Raw genomic sequence first — 16,632 nt, forward strand, 5'->3', positions numbered from 1 at the left:
AAATCTGCAAATGTTACAGACTGTGATGTCTTGTCTTCATTTTTTGATATCGCATTGGATTCAAATCAAAACACCTACTTAACAGGGCATTTTCAAGGATCATGGACTTTCAAAAATTCGTCAATTACATCGGATTACCGAAATGATATATTGACAGTTAAGCTTAATAGCGATGGAAATGTGGTTTGGGCACAAAAGTTTGGCCCATCTGATAAAAGAGATTTTGGAAGCTCAATAGCTATTGACTCCCTTGGAAATGTCTATGTCGCTGGAAGCTTAAATGATGCTCAAAACACCATCCTAATAAAGTATGACTCGGATGGAGAGCTTATTTGGGAGAGGCAAATAGGCCTCGGATATACCTGGTACACCAAGCGAAGGATAATGACAGTCCTTAATAATCTTATTTACCTTGCTGCAGACGGGAACGTTATAGTTTATGCCACAAATGGAGATTCACTTGCCAGTCTTGGAAATAATGCAACTTATCTCTCAAAGTCGGGCGACTACTTAATTGCCTCCAACAGTGAGAGCATAAGCAGCTACGATAGCCGGATAATTGACAGTAATGGATTGATCTCCAAAATATCAGAGCTCGAAATCCCAAATGGGATACTTAATATAAACGCCTGTGAATGGAATGATAGCAGCCTCGTTTTTGCAGGGGTTTATCAGCAAAATATTCTCAAGGATAATCAAAAAGTTTTTAGCCAGGACATTGAAAAAACAGGCATGTTTTTGATCAATATGGATACCTCTTCGCAAATTCTCTGGGCGAAACCTGCTCTGGCTACCCCGTATGACATTGAGATCTCGAAGGATAAAGTTTTAGTATGCGGCAGTTATAGAAATTTCGGAGAATTCGATTCAATTCAAGTTGGTGAACTTGGCCTCTTTGAAGAGATTTTCGTAGCCGGATACGAAACAAGATCAGGGCAATTGACTGATCTCATCACAGCTGGCGGTGGGGGAGAAGATGATATAGGTTATTCCATGGCTCCAATTAGAAATGGCGAATTTCTACTCACCGGGTCAGCATACCGGTGGGCTAACGGATTGAACTTTGGAGACATTTACATAGAAGGTCCCCTTGCTGGAAATGCGAATGGTTTCATTGCTAAAATAGGAAGTCCGCAGGTAGATGCTTCAATCCAGGGAGAGATACACAAACAAGGCAGCCCCTCATCTGCCAGAATAAAATTGACCAAAGTTCAAAACGAGAAATTAGTAACCGTATATGACAATTTTATTGGTAATGGCCAATTTGAATTGTCTTTAAGTGATTCTGGCTACTATTTTTTAAAAGCCCATTATTATGACAATCAGTTTATGGGTGCTTATTTAGGAGACCAGTTTTTATGGGATGACGCTATCCAACTGAATATTAATTCCGATACGGCCATTACTGAATTGATAATAAACCTTATTGAATTACCAACTTTAGAAGGAAACGGAGCAATTTCAGGTTCAATAGAAGATTCCCTTGGAAACCCGAAACGATTTATTGATGTAATACTCTCAACAGAACCTGATAACACTCCAATTGCGTATAGCTTATCAGACACTGCGGGCAATTATTCCTTTCAAGGACTTCCTAATGGGACCTTCAATATTTTAGTTGATACTGCAGGTATTTTTATGGATGATTATTATACAGTGACGGTCTCTGCGAATTCCAGATTGTATTCAGAATCCATTAACTATGATTATGTTATCAGTGATGGCGTAATTTTTAAAAAGAATGAAAAAACTATTCCCCAGGATAAACAGGATTCAACCTTGTTTCCGCTAAATGTATCAACCCAATTATCCTCTTTTCATGTTTATCCAAACCCAATTGAAAATTTTGCTGAAATATCAATGGTTCACGACTTGGATGAAATCCTTGAAATATCAATTATTGATATCACTGGAAACTCTGTATTAATTGTGGACGATTTTGAAAGTCCGATGAACCTATCCTCACTAAGTCATGGGGTTTATACTTTATGTATTACTCAAACAAATGGTCAAGTGACATTTCTAAAAATCATTAAACTCTAGAATGTAATTAATTCGGGGTGTGACCTAAAGAGGTTGGTGAGTAAAGCTATTCTGTGACCCTGTACGCTCTTTTCAGAAATACAAAGTCACCCCCTTCATCACCAGTTTGAGCAATGGCACCATACTGTGGTACTTGCCCGTCAGAGCTATTGTTGATCACTGCGATCTTAAACTTGCGAAACAATTCATCCGATGATATCAACGGTTGCTCGTTCATGGAGAGATTTTTCAATAGATACTGCATAAATACACTCTGATCCGGAACGGTGGTCATCGTACCACTGGTCATCGCCTTGCGGCTAGGCAGTTTATACAGTTCCAGAATTGCCTTACTATGCTCCATTACGGCTCGCTCTTTTAGGATACCACCACTGAAGCAAGCATCGGAGATCAGTAGCGTGTGCTTAGACCTTATGCCACCTACATAGTCCCTGATGGTACTATTCGACAACCATTGCGAACGGGATTGCATGGAAGCATCAGATGGCAGCCAGTATCCCTGCCCTAGCTGCTCGTTCCATATACCATGACCCGCATAAAATATCAGAAGATTATCCTTTTCTCCAACCCGTTCTGCCAATTCATCAAGCGATTCAATAATCTGAGCCCTTTTTGGGTTTTTCAGAATGATCATCTGCTCCTCTTCAAAAGTGTAATGTTTTTTGAGTACCGCTGCCAGATTTAGCGCATCACTCACTGGTCTATCCAATGATTCAATTTCCGCATCTGGATATTCATCAATGCCAATAATCAGCGAATAAAACTTTCTTTGACTTAGCTCATTGACCAACACATTTCCTAAGTCATCCAATCCCATTTCCATTTCACCAGGTCGGGAAGCATTCCTTTCCTCAAGCACAACCAGATCATCATTCCGAATTGGCTTGTCAAGGTAGAGGATTACATCTCCCTTGCTGCCCGGAGGACAGGTTTTTAATGACCAGTCACCTTTCCAATAGCCTATCATGCTAATGACTCCATCCGCTTTGACATATTCAAGATGAAGGCTGGATAAACAAGTGGGAATGGTATGATAGACAATCTCTGAACCCACCAGGATAATTTCCTTCTCATTGACCGCTCCACTAACATTCATCCTGACAGAGTCCCTGCCGTCCATGGATTTGGTGATCACATAACCTTCCAACAGATTACCTTTTTGCGAAATATCTGCTGAGATTTGATAAGTGGTCATCATTGCCTTTGAGGTCCCTACCCACTTTCCCGAGACCTGTAATAGGGACTGAGAAAACGCCACCGAGGCTATGGAAAGGAAAACACTTAATAACAGACTTTTCACCTATTAAAGATAGCAATTACGTTTCTGAGTTGATCGGATTAAAAAGTTTATATTAACCAAATTGAAAATGACATAAACCTCAATTAAATGAAAAAAATATTGCCGCTAATTTTACTCATCACATTATGGTCTTGTGACAACAAGGAACTACAAAAAGAAAATGAGTTCCTAAAAGCACAACTTGAAGAACAGGCATTGAAGTTTGACGAGTTAGCAACTTTGGCTGAGCAACGAACTGCCGAGGCCATTATGCAACGAAATCGAGCAGAAAGGTATAAGCACATTGCCGAATGCGAAAATCCCGAGGAGCACCTGAAACTCCTGGACCAACTAAATAGAGCCAGAAAAGAGGTCGAAATGGCTAAAAAAGAAGCCGCAAAACAAGCGGAAATTGCGGAGCAACAAACCACAATTGCAGTAGTGGAAAAAACCAAAGCTGAAGCAGCAAGGTATGCTGCCGAAAAGGCTCATGCTGAAGCCCTGGTAGCACAAAATAATGCCGAAAAGCAAGCTGCCATAGCTGAAGAGCAGGCAAAATTCGCTCAGGCCGAAGTAGAGAAAGCGAGAAAGGCTTTGGAGGAATGCAGATCAAAGACCAATTAGCATGGATTGGGTCGGTCTAATCAAGTTTATTTTCGGAACCCTCGGTTTTCTCTCGGGCATATCCATATTTATTATTGGCCTGATCAGGAAAGAAAAGCGTTTATTAAAGAATGGGATCCTTGTTTTCCTGATTACCTTTCTGATCCTCCTTATCATTTTGGGAGTGGAAATGCTAATTACCAATAAATTTTAAGTTACTCACAAAAGCACTGATTATGCCTTGCTTTTACCCCAATACTTCCATCTTTAAGTCCATTCCCGAAGGGAATATTCGCGCTTTGAGTGATACTCGTGATCATCTGCGAAGACTCTCTACGAGAGCTACAGGGCATCATTTCCTCTGAAAAAGAGGTGCAAAAATAAACCCAGACCAATGGTCCGGGTTTTTTATTTATTAAGACTGATTATGCCTTGCTATTACCCCAACACTTACATCTTTAAGTCTATTCCCGAAGGGGATCTTTACACTTCGAGTGATAATCACAATGATAGGCGAAGACTCTCTCCGAGAGTAGCCTTGGGGCACCGTTTTCTTAAGCTATCTGAGCAGCAATCCAGTCACCTACCTCAGTGGTAGACTTAGAAGCTTCTTTAGAAATGTCCTCAGTAACGAAATTGGCATCAAGCGAAGCATTTACTGCATCTCTTACTGCCTTCGCCTCTTCCAAAAGATTCAAGGACTCTAACAACATAGCTGCAGACAGGATCGTTGCAACCGGGTTGGCAATGTTTTTACCAGCCGCCTGAGGATAAGAACCGTGGATTGGCTCAAATACCGAAGTATGGAGACCAACAGACGCAGATGGCAACAATCCTAATGAACCGGTAATCACACTTGCTTCATCAGAAAGGATATCACCGAACATGTTTTCAGTAACCATCACGTCAAATTTCTTTGGCCACTGGATCAGCTGCATCGCTGCATTGTCCACAAACATATAGTCTGTTTCCACCTGAGGGAATTCCTTCTCAATTCGTTGAGCTACTTCTCTCCAAAGTCGGGAAGTACAAAGTACATTCGCTTTGTCAACAACAGTCACTCTTTTATTTCTTTTCTCAGCATATTCGTATGCCAACTTCAAGATTCTTTCGATCTCTTCAATTGAATAAACACAGTTATCGAAAGCCTTAGTCATGTCTTCCGATCTACCTTTTTCACCAAAGTAGATACCCCCTGTAAGCTCCCTTACCACCATTAGATCCGCGCCTTCGACACGATCGTTCTTCAATGGGCTCTTGTCAATCAGAGAAGGAAAAGTAGCTACCGGACGGATATTGGCATAAAGACCCAATTTCTTTCTCATCAAAAGCAAACCTTGCTCAGGTCTTACTTTAGCAGAAGGGTCATTATCATATTTTGGATCACCAATAGCTCCAAAAAGTACTGCATCGGCATTCATACATACTTCGTGAGTAGAATCGGGATATGGCTCTCCTACCTGATCAATAGCTGCCGCACCAGTCGGGGCAAATTGAAAATCAAAAGAATGTCCGAATTTCGTTCCAACGGCTTTCATGACTTTGATCGCCTGGTCCACGATCTCAGGACCGATACCATCACCCGGAAGGGTTGCTATTTTGTAATCCATTTATTTAAGATTTATTCTATGATATAATGATATTCAACATTTTGATGGTGGCTTTAATAGCTGCCACCGTTTGATCTGGATCCAATCCTCTGGTCTTGAACTTCTTCCCGCTATCCCAGGTAATTGTGGTAATTACCAAAGCATCAGTTTCACCTCCGGGAGGGATTTGAACTTCATAGTCTATGAGCTTGGGAAGGGTTTTTCCGAGATCTTTATAAAGTCTTTTCAGCGAGTTCATAAATGCATCGTACTGACCATCTCCTGAAGCTGTCTTCTGGTAAGTCTTCCCATCTATCTCAATGCTCAGCGTTGCCACAGACCGAAGCCCTTGTGCTACAGATAGCGAATAATTCAGGATCTTAACCCTTCGCTCCAGCTTTTCACTTCTAAGCACATCATTGATGATGAATGGAAGATCCTCTTTGGTAATGACCTCCTTCTTATCTCCAAGTTCAATGATCTTTTCAGTGATCTTCTTGGTTTCCTCCTTACTCAGCTCAATACCCAGCTCCTCTAGGTTCTTCTTGATATTGGCTTTACCGGACATCTTACCAAGTGCGTAAGAATAAGTTCTGCCGAAACGCTCCGGATTCAGGCTATTATGATACAGGTTATCCTTGCTATCTCCGTCGGCATGAATACCGCTCGTTTGTGTGAAAACAAACTCCCCAATCAATGGTTTATTGGGTGGAATGCGAACGCCGGAGAAAGACTCAACGATCTTGCATACCTTATACAGCTTGGTTTCGTCTACTTTCATTTCACCCTTTAGGTGATCCTTAACGATTCCAATCACACTGGAAAGCGGAACATTTCCTGCTCGCTCTCCCAAACCGTTTAAAGTTGTATGTATTCCGGTAATGCCTGCCTCCAATGCCTCATATACATTGGCAGTAGACAAATCGTAATCATTATGTGCGTGGAAGTCAAAATGTGCTTTCGGGAACTTAGCAGTCATTTGCCCACAATATTCTGCTGACTCCTTGTGATTCAGTATTCCCAATGTATCCGGCAACATGATCCTTTTGACAGGCATTTTTAGCAAGCCCTCGATCATGGTATCCACATAATCGGGAGAGGTCCGCATCCCATTGGACCAGTCTTCCAAATACACATTGATGATCAATCCCTGATCATGGGCATACCTGATCGTTCCTTCAATATCGGCTAAATGCTCCTGTACAGTTTTCCTCAACTGTCCTTCACAATGCTTTTTGGAGCCTTTGCAAAGGAGGTTAATCACTTTTCCACCGGAATTCTTGATCCAGTCAACTGAAATCGTACCATCAACAAACCCAAGAATCTCGACCTGCTGAGCATAACCATTTTGGCCTGCCCAGTCCAGAATCTTCTGTGCTCCTTTAAACTCTCCTTCAGAAACCCTGGCGGATGCCACCTCAATACGATCAACCTTCAACTCTTCCAGCAATAGCTGTGCGATGGTCAGCTTCTCACTGTCCGTGAAGGAAACACCGGAGGTTTGCTCTCCGTCGCGTAATGTCGTATCAAGAACTTCTACTTTCAATGCTTTATAAGCTAAATGTCATCCAAAAGGAATGTCATTTCGACGTAGGAGAAATCTCACTATTTATTTAGGATTAACTAATTTAATTAGGAAGATCCCTCCGCTGTCGGGATGACAAAAAAGAGGTTATTAAAAAGGTCTGGTCTCAGCGAATTGCTCGATTTCACCTTTCATGTTTTGCAAATAGTCGATATCATCAAACCCATTGAGCATGTTGCCTTTTTTATAGGAGTTGATATCAAAACCTTCACTTTCACCAGTCGCAAGGATGGTCACCTTTTGCTCCTGAAGGTTTACTTCAAACTGAGCATTAGGGTCTGCTTCGATCGCTTTAAAAACTTTATCAAGGAACTCAGCACTTACCTGCACCGGAAGAACACCAATATTCAGACAGTTGTTCTTGAAAATGTCCGCAAAGAAACTGGAGATCACGCATCTGAATCCGTAGTCATAAACGGCCCAGGCAGCGTGCTCTCTTGATGAACCGGAACCAAAGTTCTTTCCACCAACAAGGATCTTTCCGCTGTAGATAGGATTGTTCAGGATGAAATCTTCTTTAGGAGAGCCATCATTATTATATCTCCAGTCACGGAAAAGGTTATCACCAAATCCTTCACGCTTTGTTGCCTTCAGGAATCTGGCTGGTATAATTTGGTCAGTGTCCACGTTTTCGATTGGAAGTGGAACTGCTGATGATGTTAGTATTTCAAATTTATCGTATGCCATTATTTTGCTATTCGATATTCGCAATTGGCCATTGGCCCTTTGCTTTGATTAATCTTTATTTTTCGTCACCCCAAGCGCAGGGCGTTCGGCGTTAAGCGTTATGCCATTACTCCTTCTAGAAGTTCACGTGGGTCAGTTACGACTCCGGTCACTGCACTTGCTGCCGCTACCAGTGGGCTGGCAAGAAGTGTTCTCGAACCAGGACCTTGTCTTCCCTCGAAGTTTCTATTCGAAGTACTCACCGCCAGTTTGCCTGCTGGAACTTTATCATCGTTCATCGCAAGACATGCCGAGCAACCAGGCTCTCTTAGCTCAAAACCAGCTTCGTTCAGGATATCCAATAATCCTTCTTCTTTGATCGCCGCTTCAACTTTATGAGATCCGGGAACCAACCATGCCGTAACATGATCTGCTTTTTTATGTCCTTTCACAAGAGAAGCGAAAGCTCTAAAGTCCTCAATTCTACCATTGGTACAACTTCCGATGAATACATAATCGATTTTCTTACCAATCATTGAATCACCTTCATTGAAATCCATGTAAGTGAGAGATTTCTTGAAAGTGGCAGGATTACCATCTTGCTGTTCTGCAGTCGGAATGCTTCCGCTGATACCCATTCCCATTCCCGGGTTGGTACCATAGGTGATCATCGGCTCGATCTGAGAACCATCATAGTTAAACTCTTTGTCGAATACTGCATCGTCGTCTGTCTTCAACGTTTTCCAGTATTCCATGGCCTTATCCCAATCCGCTCCTTTAGGAGTGAACTCACGGCCTTCGATGTAATCAAAAGTTGTCTGATCCGGTGCAATCATACCTCCTCGGGCACCCATCTCGATACTCAGGTTACAAACCGTCATTCTTCCTTCCATGGTCATGTTTTCAAAAACATCACCAGCATACTCTACGAAATAACCTGTGGCACCTGAAGTGGTCAATTGAGAGATAATGAACAACGCCACATCCTTCGGAGTAACTCCTTTTTGAAGTTGGCCGTTGATATTAATTTTCATTTTCTTAGGCTTAGGCTGCATGATACATTGCGTAGCCAAAACCATCTCAACCTCTGAAGTACCAATACCAAAAGCAATTGCTCCAAAAGCACCATGAGTTGATGTGTGAGAATCACCACAAACAATAGTAGCGCCAGGAAGGGTAATTCCATACTCAGGTCCTACTACGTGAACAATACCATTTTTCTCATGACCAAGTCCCCAGTGAGAGATACCATATTCTTTGGCATTTTCTTCCAAGGCTTTCAACTGTCCTGCTGAAAGTGGATCCTGCACCGGAAGGTGTTGGTTGATAGTTGGGGTGTTGTGGTCAGCCGTTGCGAAAGTTTTCTTCGGGTACAGAACCTCAACGCCTCTGTTCTTGATTCCTAAAAATGCTACAGGGCTTGTCACCTCGTGCACCATGTGTCTGTCGATGAAAAACACATCCGGTCCGCCTTCAATCTTACGTACCACGTGTGAGTCCCATACCTTATCAAACAGCGTTTTTCCCATGTTTTATTTTGTCTTTATTCTAAATGCTCGAATCAATATTTTGAAAATGGTCCTATGACCTTCCAAAATGGAGGGCAAAAGTAACCAATAGAATCCGAAAATGCTCGTAGGCGGTCAAAGCAAAAAGGAAAATAACTACGATTTCAAAACATGGAAGTCTTCCCAAATAGTTTCAAACATCACAAAACAGGTCGGTTTTATTACAACGGCTAAGTTCATCACAATTACTTCATGAGAGCCTGTCTAAATAAATGTAGAATTAATTATGCCATAACATCCCCTTCTTCTGTGGAACATTACTTTGCCGACATCAACAGCGAAGCCATTTTGGCTTATTACTCAAAGCACCTGATTCAAGCAAGTAAAATTCCTGTTCAGGTATTATTAGTTCATTAATTAAAATGGTATAACGAACTTCATGAAAGAATTAAATAACAACCAACCAACAACCAACAACCAACAACCAGCGATATGAATATCTCAACCAACCACTATAGAGAGGACATCGGCCAACTAGCACAAACCTTAAGCCTTGAAGAAAATATTCAGGCAATCAAATGTGCTGAAAAGGTTAGACAGCATCTGGAAAAATCCTTGAAATCCGGCAATCTCCACCACCAGCGAAACTTAAAAGTTGTGGAGAATATCATTGCCACGCACAGAAAGCACATGCTTGAAGCGATGGATTCTTTCGGATATGTTTCGATAGCCTCGTAATTTTAGGACGCTAGAGGACAATCATTTATGGGTTTCAATTTGTCCTCTAGCTCCATACAATTTTCCACACATCAAATTAAGCACGCAACATTCAGAGGGCTAACACGACCATTCAGGTTGTTTCAATCAATTATGTGAAATAGAGGAACATTGGCCTAAAAAGGTTAAATCTATCTATTATTAAGCTTATTCTGCCCCTTCAATATCCAGCCTTTCACCTTGTTTATGAGTATTCCTGGTTGAAAGGGCTTCTGCAAATGATCAACCATCCCGGCATTATAGATATTCTGAATATTTTCTTTATCCACATTGGCAGAAAGAGCGATAATAGGCCTTTCATAACCATTAGCCTTCAATAGAGCCGTGGCGGTTAAACCATCCATTACCGGCATGTAGATATCCATTAGTATCATATCGAAATCTTCACGCCCGGCAAATTGCACTGCCTCTTTTCCATTTTCTGCAGTCGTGACCTGTGCGCCGGCGTCCTCAAGCACCTTGTTGAGCAACATCAGATTGACATCATTGTCATCTACGGCAAGTATCCTCGTTCCCTCAGGAAGTTTGACTTTTCCATCAAAGTTTGCGACTTCCTTCTCCTCAGCTATTTCGCCAACTCCAACCGGGACCATGAGCCTAAAAGTGGTGCCCGAATCTTTTCCCACAGGCGGACTGATTACATCAATTTCACCACCCATTAGTTTTGTTAATTGTTTACAAATGGCCAACCCCAAACCTGAACCGCCATATTGCCGGGTGATTGTATTGTCAGATTGAGTAAAAGTCTCAAAAATGGTTTCACGCTTAGATTCAGGGATACCGATCCCGCTGTCAGTTACTTCACAGTTTAGCTGGAACTTCCTTTCCCCATCTTGTGATCCTGAAAAGAATATATCAACATAGCCATTCGACGTAAACTTAATCGCATTACCAATGAGATTTAGCAATATTTGGTTGAGCTTTGTTGGGTCTGCTTCAATCACTTTCGGCACATTGGATTCAATATGAAAATTGAGCTCAAGTCCTTTTTCCTTAGCTAAATGTTTATACGGATTGAGGTTGGAACCAATCGTTTCCCGAAAATCAAAAGGGACGATCTCAAGCGTGAGCTTATCGAGATCAATTTTGTTTAGATCCAGCACATCGTTGAGAAGCTTGGCAAGATTGGTGCTCGAAACCCTAATCATTTCAAGGTATTCACGCTGATCAGCTTTCATCTCTGTACCCAAAAGCAAAGAGGTGAAACCTATAATTCCATTTAATGGGGTCCTGATCTCGTGACTCATATTTGATAAAAAACGCCCTTTGGCCTGATTAGCTTCTTCTGCCGCTTCTTTGGCACGAATCAGGTTGTCTTCAGTTTCTTTAATTTTTGTGATGTCACGAGCCACAATCATTATGGCTTCTCGTTCGCCTTTGGTGTTTTTAAGGTATGAAAAGGAGGACGAAGTTGGTATGATATCTCCCGACAATTTTCTGAAATAGAGCTCTGCTCCCTGATACTTTCCGGAATCATTCAACTGCTGCTTAATTTTCTTGATCAGGCCAATTTGATTGGTATCTTCAGCTATCAATTCAGTGACCATCAAGCCGTTGAGTTCCTCTTCCTTTTTGCCCAAAGCGTGTGTACAAGCATCATTGACTTTTGTAACCCTCATGTCAAGATCCATAACGAGAATCATGTCAATAACTCCATCAAACATACTCTGCACATGATCTCTCGACACGGTAGAGGTTTTGAGCTCCTCACCTAACATATTTACACCAGCAATGATCGCGTCAAGTTCTTCCCCCTCGTTTGATTGATCAATAGTGTAGTCAAAATTGCCATTTGCTACCTGGAATATTAGCTCACTGATTTCATCAATGCGAGCTTTTAATCCTGCCTTAATCATTCCGTTATCCATGGTGAATTATATTGAATTCTTTAGCGCATACCTATTTAATCTTTCTCTTTGGCGATAGTAGTCTCCATCATTTCCATCGCATAATTGTCTTTAGCCTGATAATAACCAACTCTTGGATGGGGTCTTGCCCCTACTCGTTTTTTCTCAACGGTAGCCGATATCCCAAAGTTCGCCTGATGACACTTTAGCTCCCTGGCACGCTTTACCATCGCCCAAAGCGCCAGCCGATATCCGGAATAATCGTACACCCGATCATAATCAATGGCGGTAAGCATAAAACTGTAAACACCACGTGAGTTTTTCTGGCAAAAGCATACCACAATCGCCTCATCCGTGTCATTAAATTGCGGCTTGATCTTCACCTGAACAAATTCCCACATCGGGTCATCAACCATCTCCCTAAAGACTCTTTCAGGAAAAAGGAAGGTGTTGATAGCCATATTTTTTCTATTGACGGCCTCGTGAAGCTTTAGTGCGTGCTGTAGCTCCTCTTCACTAAGCTTATCCCGGAACTCCACATCACATAAATGTTCATATCGCTTAATGTACCTCCTAAAGTTCTTTTTAGTTTCCGGGGTCATCCCCTGAACGAATTCTTCCTCAGTATCCCAGCTAAGATTTTCTACCACACATGACTCCGGAAGGTCCACCCTGACAAATCCATGTTCTATCATGTATTCTTCAAATTCGCTATCTCCGACTTCAAGATCACGAAACATGATATTCGAGGCGTCCTCCTCTTCCTGAAATCGATACAACTCATCAATGAGACTCTTCATTGCCGGCTTCCAATCCGGGTTATCTCTGTCAAGGAACAAATGATTACCCTCGGTAAACAGGCTTCCAATAAATATCCCTCTGGATATCAGGTAATTCGGATTTATGGTTCGCTCTTTTTCCAGGGCAATAGATATTGAAGCTCTTGAGAAAATATCCTCTTTATAAAGTGCACTGATAAAGAAGGTCATGAGTAGGATCTGGCCATTTTGATCTCTGCAAACCATGTATCGAAACTTCCAGTTGTTCGCTTCCTCTTCGTTATTAATGAAAGATCGCTCAAGGAGGCTTAGTCCATTCCAGTCGAACATTCCACGCTTGCCTAAATGATCATCCCACTCCGATGGGTCAATTTGTTTGATGCTATCAAACAGGCTTACCTGAAATGATCTATCATGCCTAATAACAGGACCTGCCTCTTTAGTTTCATTATCAATTGGCAGCTTGAATGCCTTTTTGATATTGAGCAATGTCTGATTGGTAGCAACTAGTGCCTTGTGAAAATGGACATCCAACTTTCTGACGAGCTCTTCTATATCTTCCTTTGTGTTATGTTGAGATATGGTAACCCTAATGCCAATATTTTTGGCCGGCACTGCAGGATATGGTCCGATGTTTACATAAACACCATCCTTTACCATTTCTCTGACAATATAATTTCCCATGTCCATGGTCCCTACTCCGATAAAGAAGATTGGACTGTCGTTTTCCACAATCAAAGGCAGATCGGTACCCCTCAGGAGTTTATTAAAATGCATGATCTTATCCAGTAGTGATTCTTGCATCTTATAGATCTCGTCACTCAGGTGAATGTCTGCTGAGGCTATTGCCGCTCCAAGTGTGGCGGGCTCTATTTGAACGGAAAAGCTCAATGGACCTCCAAAAATATTGACCTTTCGATGCAGCTCTTCGTCCGGAAAAACTGTCAATCCGCCGCATGCCCCAAATGCCTTTCCCAGGTTGGCAGTCAGTATCATTTTACGGTACAGACCATCCATTTGGCTCATGACATATCCGGTGCCATGCTTACCCGCCCAACTGGTTCCGTGAGCGTCATCTACATAAAGATATAATTGCTCATACTTTTCAGCTAAGGCTATCATCTCCTTTATAGGTGCATAATCACCGTACATGGAATAAACGCCATCAGCCATATACCAGATCCGACTGTATTTGCTCCGATTCTTTTTAATAATAGCCTCCAACATTTCCAGGTTGTTGTGCCGAATCATCTCAACCGTTACTCCTTGGGAAAGCATCTTTTTAACTGCTTCCTGTACACTCGTATGTACCAGGTGATCCATTACCACCAGGTCTTCCTGCGTGATCAATATCGGAATGGTCGTAAGATGAGACAAGGTGCAATTTTTTGAGACAACCACCGGGGCCTTGTACATCTCCTGGATCCGATCATGCAATTCATTGTATAATGGGTTAGATACAAAGGTTCGTGACATGGGAAACTGCGTGCCATACTTCATGATTGCATCAATAGCCCCCTGTTTAAGTTTGGGATGGTGTTCAAGTCCGAGATACCCACAAGTACCAAAATGGAGGACTTTTCGTCCATTGATGGTAAGGTGTCGACCATCAAGAGTATCATCTTCGGCATACAGATGTAATGAGCCTTTATTCTTAGAAACTGTAAATACAGCATCTACTGTGTCCAATATATTGTTATGAATAATTTTCGCCATATGCCATATTTTCGTAAATTAATATAATTAAAATACGTGATATAATGTAACCAGTTATATGTAACTGTCAATTACCTCAGAATATACCTATATTCCGCGATTATTATTGCAATTAGGGGTTTAGAGCCATGGATAGAGAACTAGAAACACAGTATGTATATATGTCCATTAAGGATGAGTTATTTCTAATGGTCTACAAACCATTGGACTTATTGGACAAGGAAACCGCCATTAAAATAGTTAAGGGTCGCATTGCATTTAAAGAAGGGAAATCCTACCCGAGTTTATTTGACATACGTGAAGTAAAATCAACCAATAAAGATGGGCGCGATTATATGGCGAATGAGGGTAACGATTTGGTTGTTGCCAGTGCTTTGCTTGTTAGCTCCTCCGTGACTAAAATGATCGGGAATTTCTTTATGACCGTTAGCAAACCTAAAAACCCCACACGTTTGTTTACCAGTGAATCTGAAGCACGCGACTGGTTGGCCAGGTTTTCGGAAGAACTGAATAATCCATCTACCTCTGATACCAGGACAAACTGACATTTGGGAAAATGTATTTCAGCACATGGGAAGAACATGTCCAATGAGGCATATTCTTTCAGACACGTGCAGCAAGCTTCATAATTTTAAGAGAGTAAAAGACTATCAGTTAGCAGTGTCATTTTGCCCTTTCGCTTCAAATACTTTTCGAACCACTGCATAAACGAGGTACAGCCAGGGACTTCCATGCAATATCAGGTCAAAGTAATCCATCGACTGCATGCCATTTGCACCCCCAAACACCCACCTTATCTTTCCAACCAGATGCGGTTCCGGAAAAAACGGTGCCAACCCCAACGTAAGCGAAAGCACAATCGCAATCCAAAGTTTTTGTCTCTCTTGATTCATCATCTCTGTTTCACTTTTGATACGGGGCGACCTTCAGCAATCCAGCCTCTCATTCCTCCCTTGAGATCATATATCACATTAAACCCGGTTTCTTTCAGCTTATTCGCCGTTTTCGCACTTCTCCCTCCCGCAGCACAGTATACCGCAATCGGTTGATCCTTATTCAATTCCTCCAGCTTAGAATCAAATTCGGGATCATAAAAGTCAATAACCAAGGCACCTTCAATAACCCCAAAAGCTACTTCTTCAGGGGTACGCACATCAAGCAATTGAACCTCTTCTTCCTGAAGCAGGCTTTTCAGTTCCTCTCCATTGACCTGCCTAACGCCTTGTGCTTTTCCAGACTGACAGGCGGTGACCAACATCACTAGTAGAATCACAAGGCTCGATGAAATAGATAGTCGTATCATGTTTTCTTCTTTTTAAGGTTTTGAAATCCGTGTAGGTTTTGATGAATGAAGTCCTTGGGGAAATCCTCTACACCGGGAAACCCTAAAGGAATATCTCGCCCGCTATGGGGTATGTAATTTGTTCTGAATAGATAATCCCACAGACTTAAGGTAAGTCCAAAATTGACGCCCCTTACTCTATCTTCAGGCAAATCGTGGGCATGGTGCCAAATATGCATCTGAGGGTTGTTGAAAATGTATTTAAAAAGCCCAAGATTGATCCTGATGTTGCTGTGATTAAAATGCCCAACCGCCAGCGTGAAAATATGAATGATGAAAAAGTCCCTTAAACCAATACCAATAAGCGCAAGCGGTATATATTCAATGGTTCGATACACCACATTTTCCATCCAATGGTATCTTAGATGGGCCGCGAACCCCATTTGCTCTACTGAATGATGCACCTTGTGAAACTCCCATAATCGAGGGGAGGCATGCAATAACCTGTGAGTCCACCATTGTATAAAATCCCGAACTATAAACCCTACGAGCAAATGAGCCCAGGTTGGCCAGGTCATCACTTCGAAAGCAACCAGGTTATTTATTCCAATGGAGGCTAGCAGGTCATTAAAAAAATAAACTACGACATTGGAAGCTGCATTATAGATGATCAGTGAAAACAAAAAGAAGTTGAAAAACATATAGAAGAAGTCCAACCAGAAATCCTTTCTGAGTATTGCCTGATCTTTTCGCCAGGGCTTCGCAAGCTCCAGCAAAAAAAAGAAGGCAGAAACACCGATCAGCCAATAAAAGTAATTATGCCATCCCGGATATGTGATTTCATTCCACAGGTAATTAGCATAACCTTCGTAACTATCCGAAATGACCTTGAGTATATCCATATTCTTTTAAAATCCTGTAGCAAAAGTAGGATGACCCTCATCCTATATACGTAACA

Annotated in this window: 14 protein-coding genes; 4 read left to right on the plus strand and 10 right to left on the minus strand. The window is 41.8% G+C overall.

Features of this window, described 5'->3' with window-relative positions; translation table 11 throughout:
- Positions 1-30 precede the first annotated feature (30 nt).
- Positions 31-2,043, plus strand: coding sequence for an SBBP repeat-containing protein (locus NXR94_RS13610; RefSeq protein WP_258105205.1), 2,013 nt, complete (start codon positions 31-33; stop codon positions 2,041-2,043).
- Between the two features lie 46 nt (positions 2,044-2,089).
- Here the strand turns inward: NXR94_RS13610 and NXR94_RS13615 are convergent, their stop codons facing one another.
- Positions 2,090-3,343 (minus strand): caspase family protein, encoded by a 1,254-nt coding sequence (locus NXR94_RS13615; RefSeq protein ID WP_258105206.1) that lies wholly within the window; start codon positions 3,341-3,343, stop codon positions 2,090-2,092.
- An 87-nt stretch (positions 3,344-3,430) separates the two neighbouring features.
- On the opposite strand from NXR94_RS13615, the gene NXR94_RS13620 reads away from it, so the two are divergent.
- Entirely contained in the window at positions 3,431-3,946 is a 516-nt protein-coding gene (locus tag NXR94_RS13620) for a hypothetical protein (protein WP_258105207.1), read from the plus strand.
- A 533-nt stretch (positions 3,947-4,479) separates the two neighbouring features.
- Here NXR94_RS13620 and leuB read toward each other — a convergent pair.
- From leuB to leuC, 4 genes are all read right to left on the minus strand, one after another.
- Positions 4,480-5,535 (minus strand): 3-isopropylmalate dehydrogenase, encoded by a 1,056-nt coding sequence (leuB, locus tag NXR94_RS13625; RefSeq protein WP_258105208.1) that lies wholly within the window; start codon positions 5,533-5,535, stop codon positions 4,480-4,482.
- A 16-nt stretch (positions 5,536-5,551) separates the two neighbouring features.
- Positions 5,552-7,060 carry an alpha-isopropylmalate synthase regulatory domain-containing protein gene (locus tag NXR94_RS13630; RefSeq protein ID WP_258105209.1) on the minus strand — a complete coding sequence of 503 codons (1,509 nt, stop codon included), beginning with the start codon at positions 7,058-7,060 and terminating at the stop codon, positions 5,552-5,554.
- A gap of 129 nt (positions 7,061-7,189) precedes the next feature.
- Entirely contained in the window at positions 7,190-7,786 is a 597-nt protein-coding gene (gene leuD, locus NXR94_RS13635) for a 3-isopropylmalate dehydratase small subunit (RefSeq protein ID WP_258105210.1), read from the minus strand.
- 98 nt (positions 7,787-7,884) lie between these two features.
- Positions 7,885-9,294 carry a 3-isopropylmalate dehydratase large subunit gene (gene leuC, locus NXR94_RS13640; RefSeq protein WP_258105211.1) on the minus strand — a complete coding sequence of 470 codons (1,410 nt, stop codon included), beginning with the start codon at positions 9,292-9,294 and terminating at the stop codon, positions 7,885-7,887.
- Between the two features lie 471 nt (positions 9,295-9,765).
- Between leuC and NXR94_RS13645 the strand changes: the two genes are divergently transcribed.
- The gene (locus NXR94_RS13645) at positions 9,766-10,011 is read left to right on the plus strand and encodes a hypothetical protein (RefSeq protein WP_258105212.1); all 246 of its coding nucleotides are present in this window, start codon (positions 9,766-9,768) and stop codon (positions 10,009-10,011) included.
- A gap of 170 nt (positions 10,012-10,181) precedes the next feature.
- Here the strand turns inward: NXR94_RS13645 and NXR94_RS13650 are convergent, their stop codons facing one another.
- Both NXR94_RS13650 and NXR94_RS13655 read right to left on the minus strand, forming a co-directional pair.
- Positions 10,182-11,918, minus strand: a complete 1,737-nt coding sequence (locus NXR94_RS13650) for a response regulator (RefSeq protein ID WP_258105213.1) — start codon at positions 11,916-11,918, stop codon at positions 10,182-10,184.
- A gap of 35 nt (positions 11,919-11,953) precedes the next feature.
- Positions 11,954-14,392 carry a bifunctional aminotransferase class I/II-fold pyridoxal phosphate-dependent enzyme/GNAT family N-acetyltransferase gene (locus NXR94_RS13655; protein WP_258105214.1) on the minus strand — a complete coding sequence of 813 codons (2,439 nt, stop codon included), beginning with the start codon at positions 14,390-14,392 and terminating at the stop codon, positions 11,954-11,956.
- Positions 14,393-14,520: 128 nt separating this feature from the next.
- Between NXR94_RS13655 and NXR94_RS13660 the strand changes: the two genes are divergently transcribed.
- Positions 14,521-14,937 carry a hypothetical protein gene (locus tag NXR94_RS13660; protein ID WP_258105215.1) on the plus strand — a complete coding sequence of 139 codons (417 nt, stop codon included), beginning with the start codon at positions 14,521-14,523 and terminating at the stop codon, positions 14,935-14,937.
- A gap of 105 nt (positions 14,938-15,042) precedes the next feature.
- Here NXR94_RS13660 and NXR94_RS13665 read toward each other — a convergent pair whose 3' ends face one another.
- The 3 genes from NXR94_RS13665 to NXR94_RS13675 are packed head-to-tail and all read right to left on the minus strand — an operon-like array spanning position 15,043 to position 16,576.
- Positions 15,043-15,288: a hypothetical protein gene (locus NXR94_RS13665; RefSeq protein WP_258105216.1), complete on the minus strand. Its 246-nt coding sequence runs from the start codon at positions 15,286-15,288 to the stop codon at positions 15,043-15,045.
- Positions 15,285-15,695, minus strand: a complete 411-nt coding sequence (locus tag NXR94_RS13670) for a rhodanese-like domain-containing protein (protein WP_258105217.1) — start codon at positions 15,693-15,695, stop codon at positions 15,285-15,287. The genes NXR94_RS13665 and NXR94_RS13670 overlap by 4 nt, the downstream gene beginning before the upstream one ends.
- Positions 15,692-16,576: a sterol desaturase family protein gene (locus NXR94_RS13675; protein WP_258105218.1), complete on the minus strand. Its 885-nt coding sequence runs from the start codon at positions 16,574-16,576 to the stop codon at positions 15,692-15,694. The genes NXR94_RS13670 and NXR94_RS13675 overlap by 4 nt, the downstream gene beginning before the upstream one ends.
- Positions 16,577-16,632: the final 56 nt, after the last annotated feature.

The sequence above is a fragment of the Marinoscillum sp. MHG1-6 genome, from assembly GCF_024714475.1.
GTDB lineage: Bacteria > Bacteroidota > Bacteroidia > Cytophagales > Cyclobacteriaceae > JAMZMI01.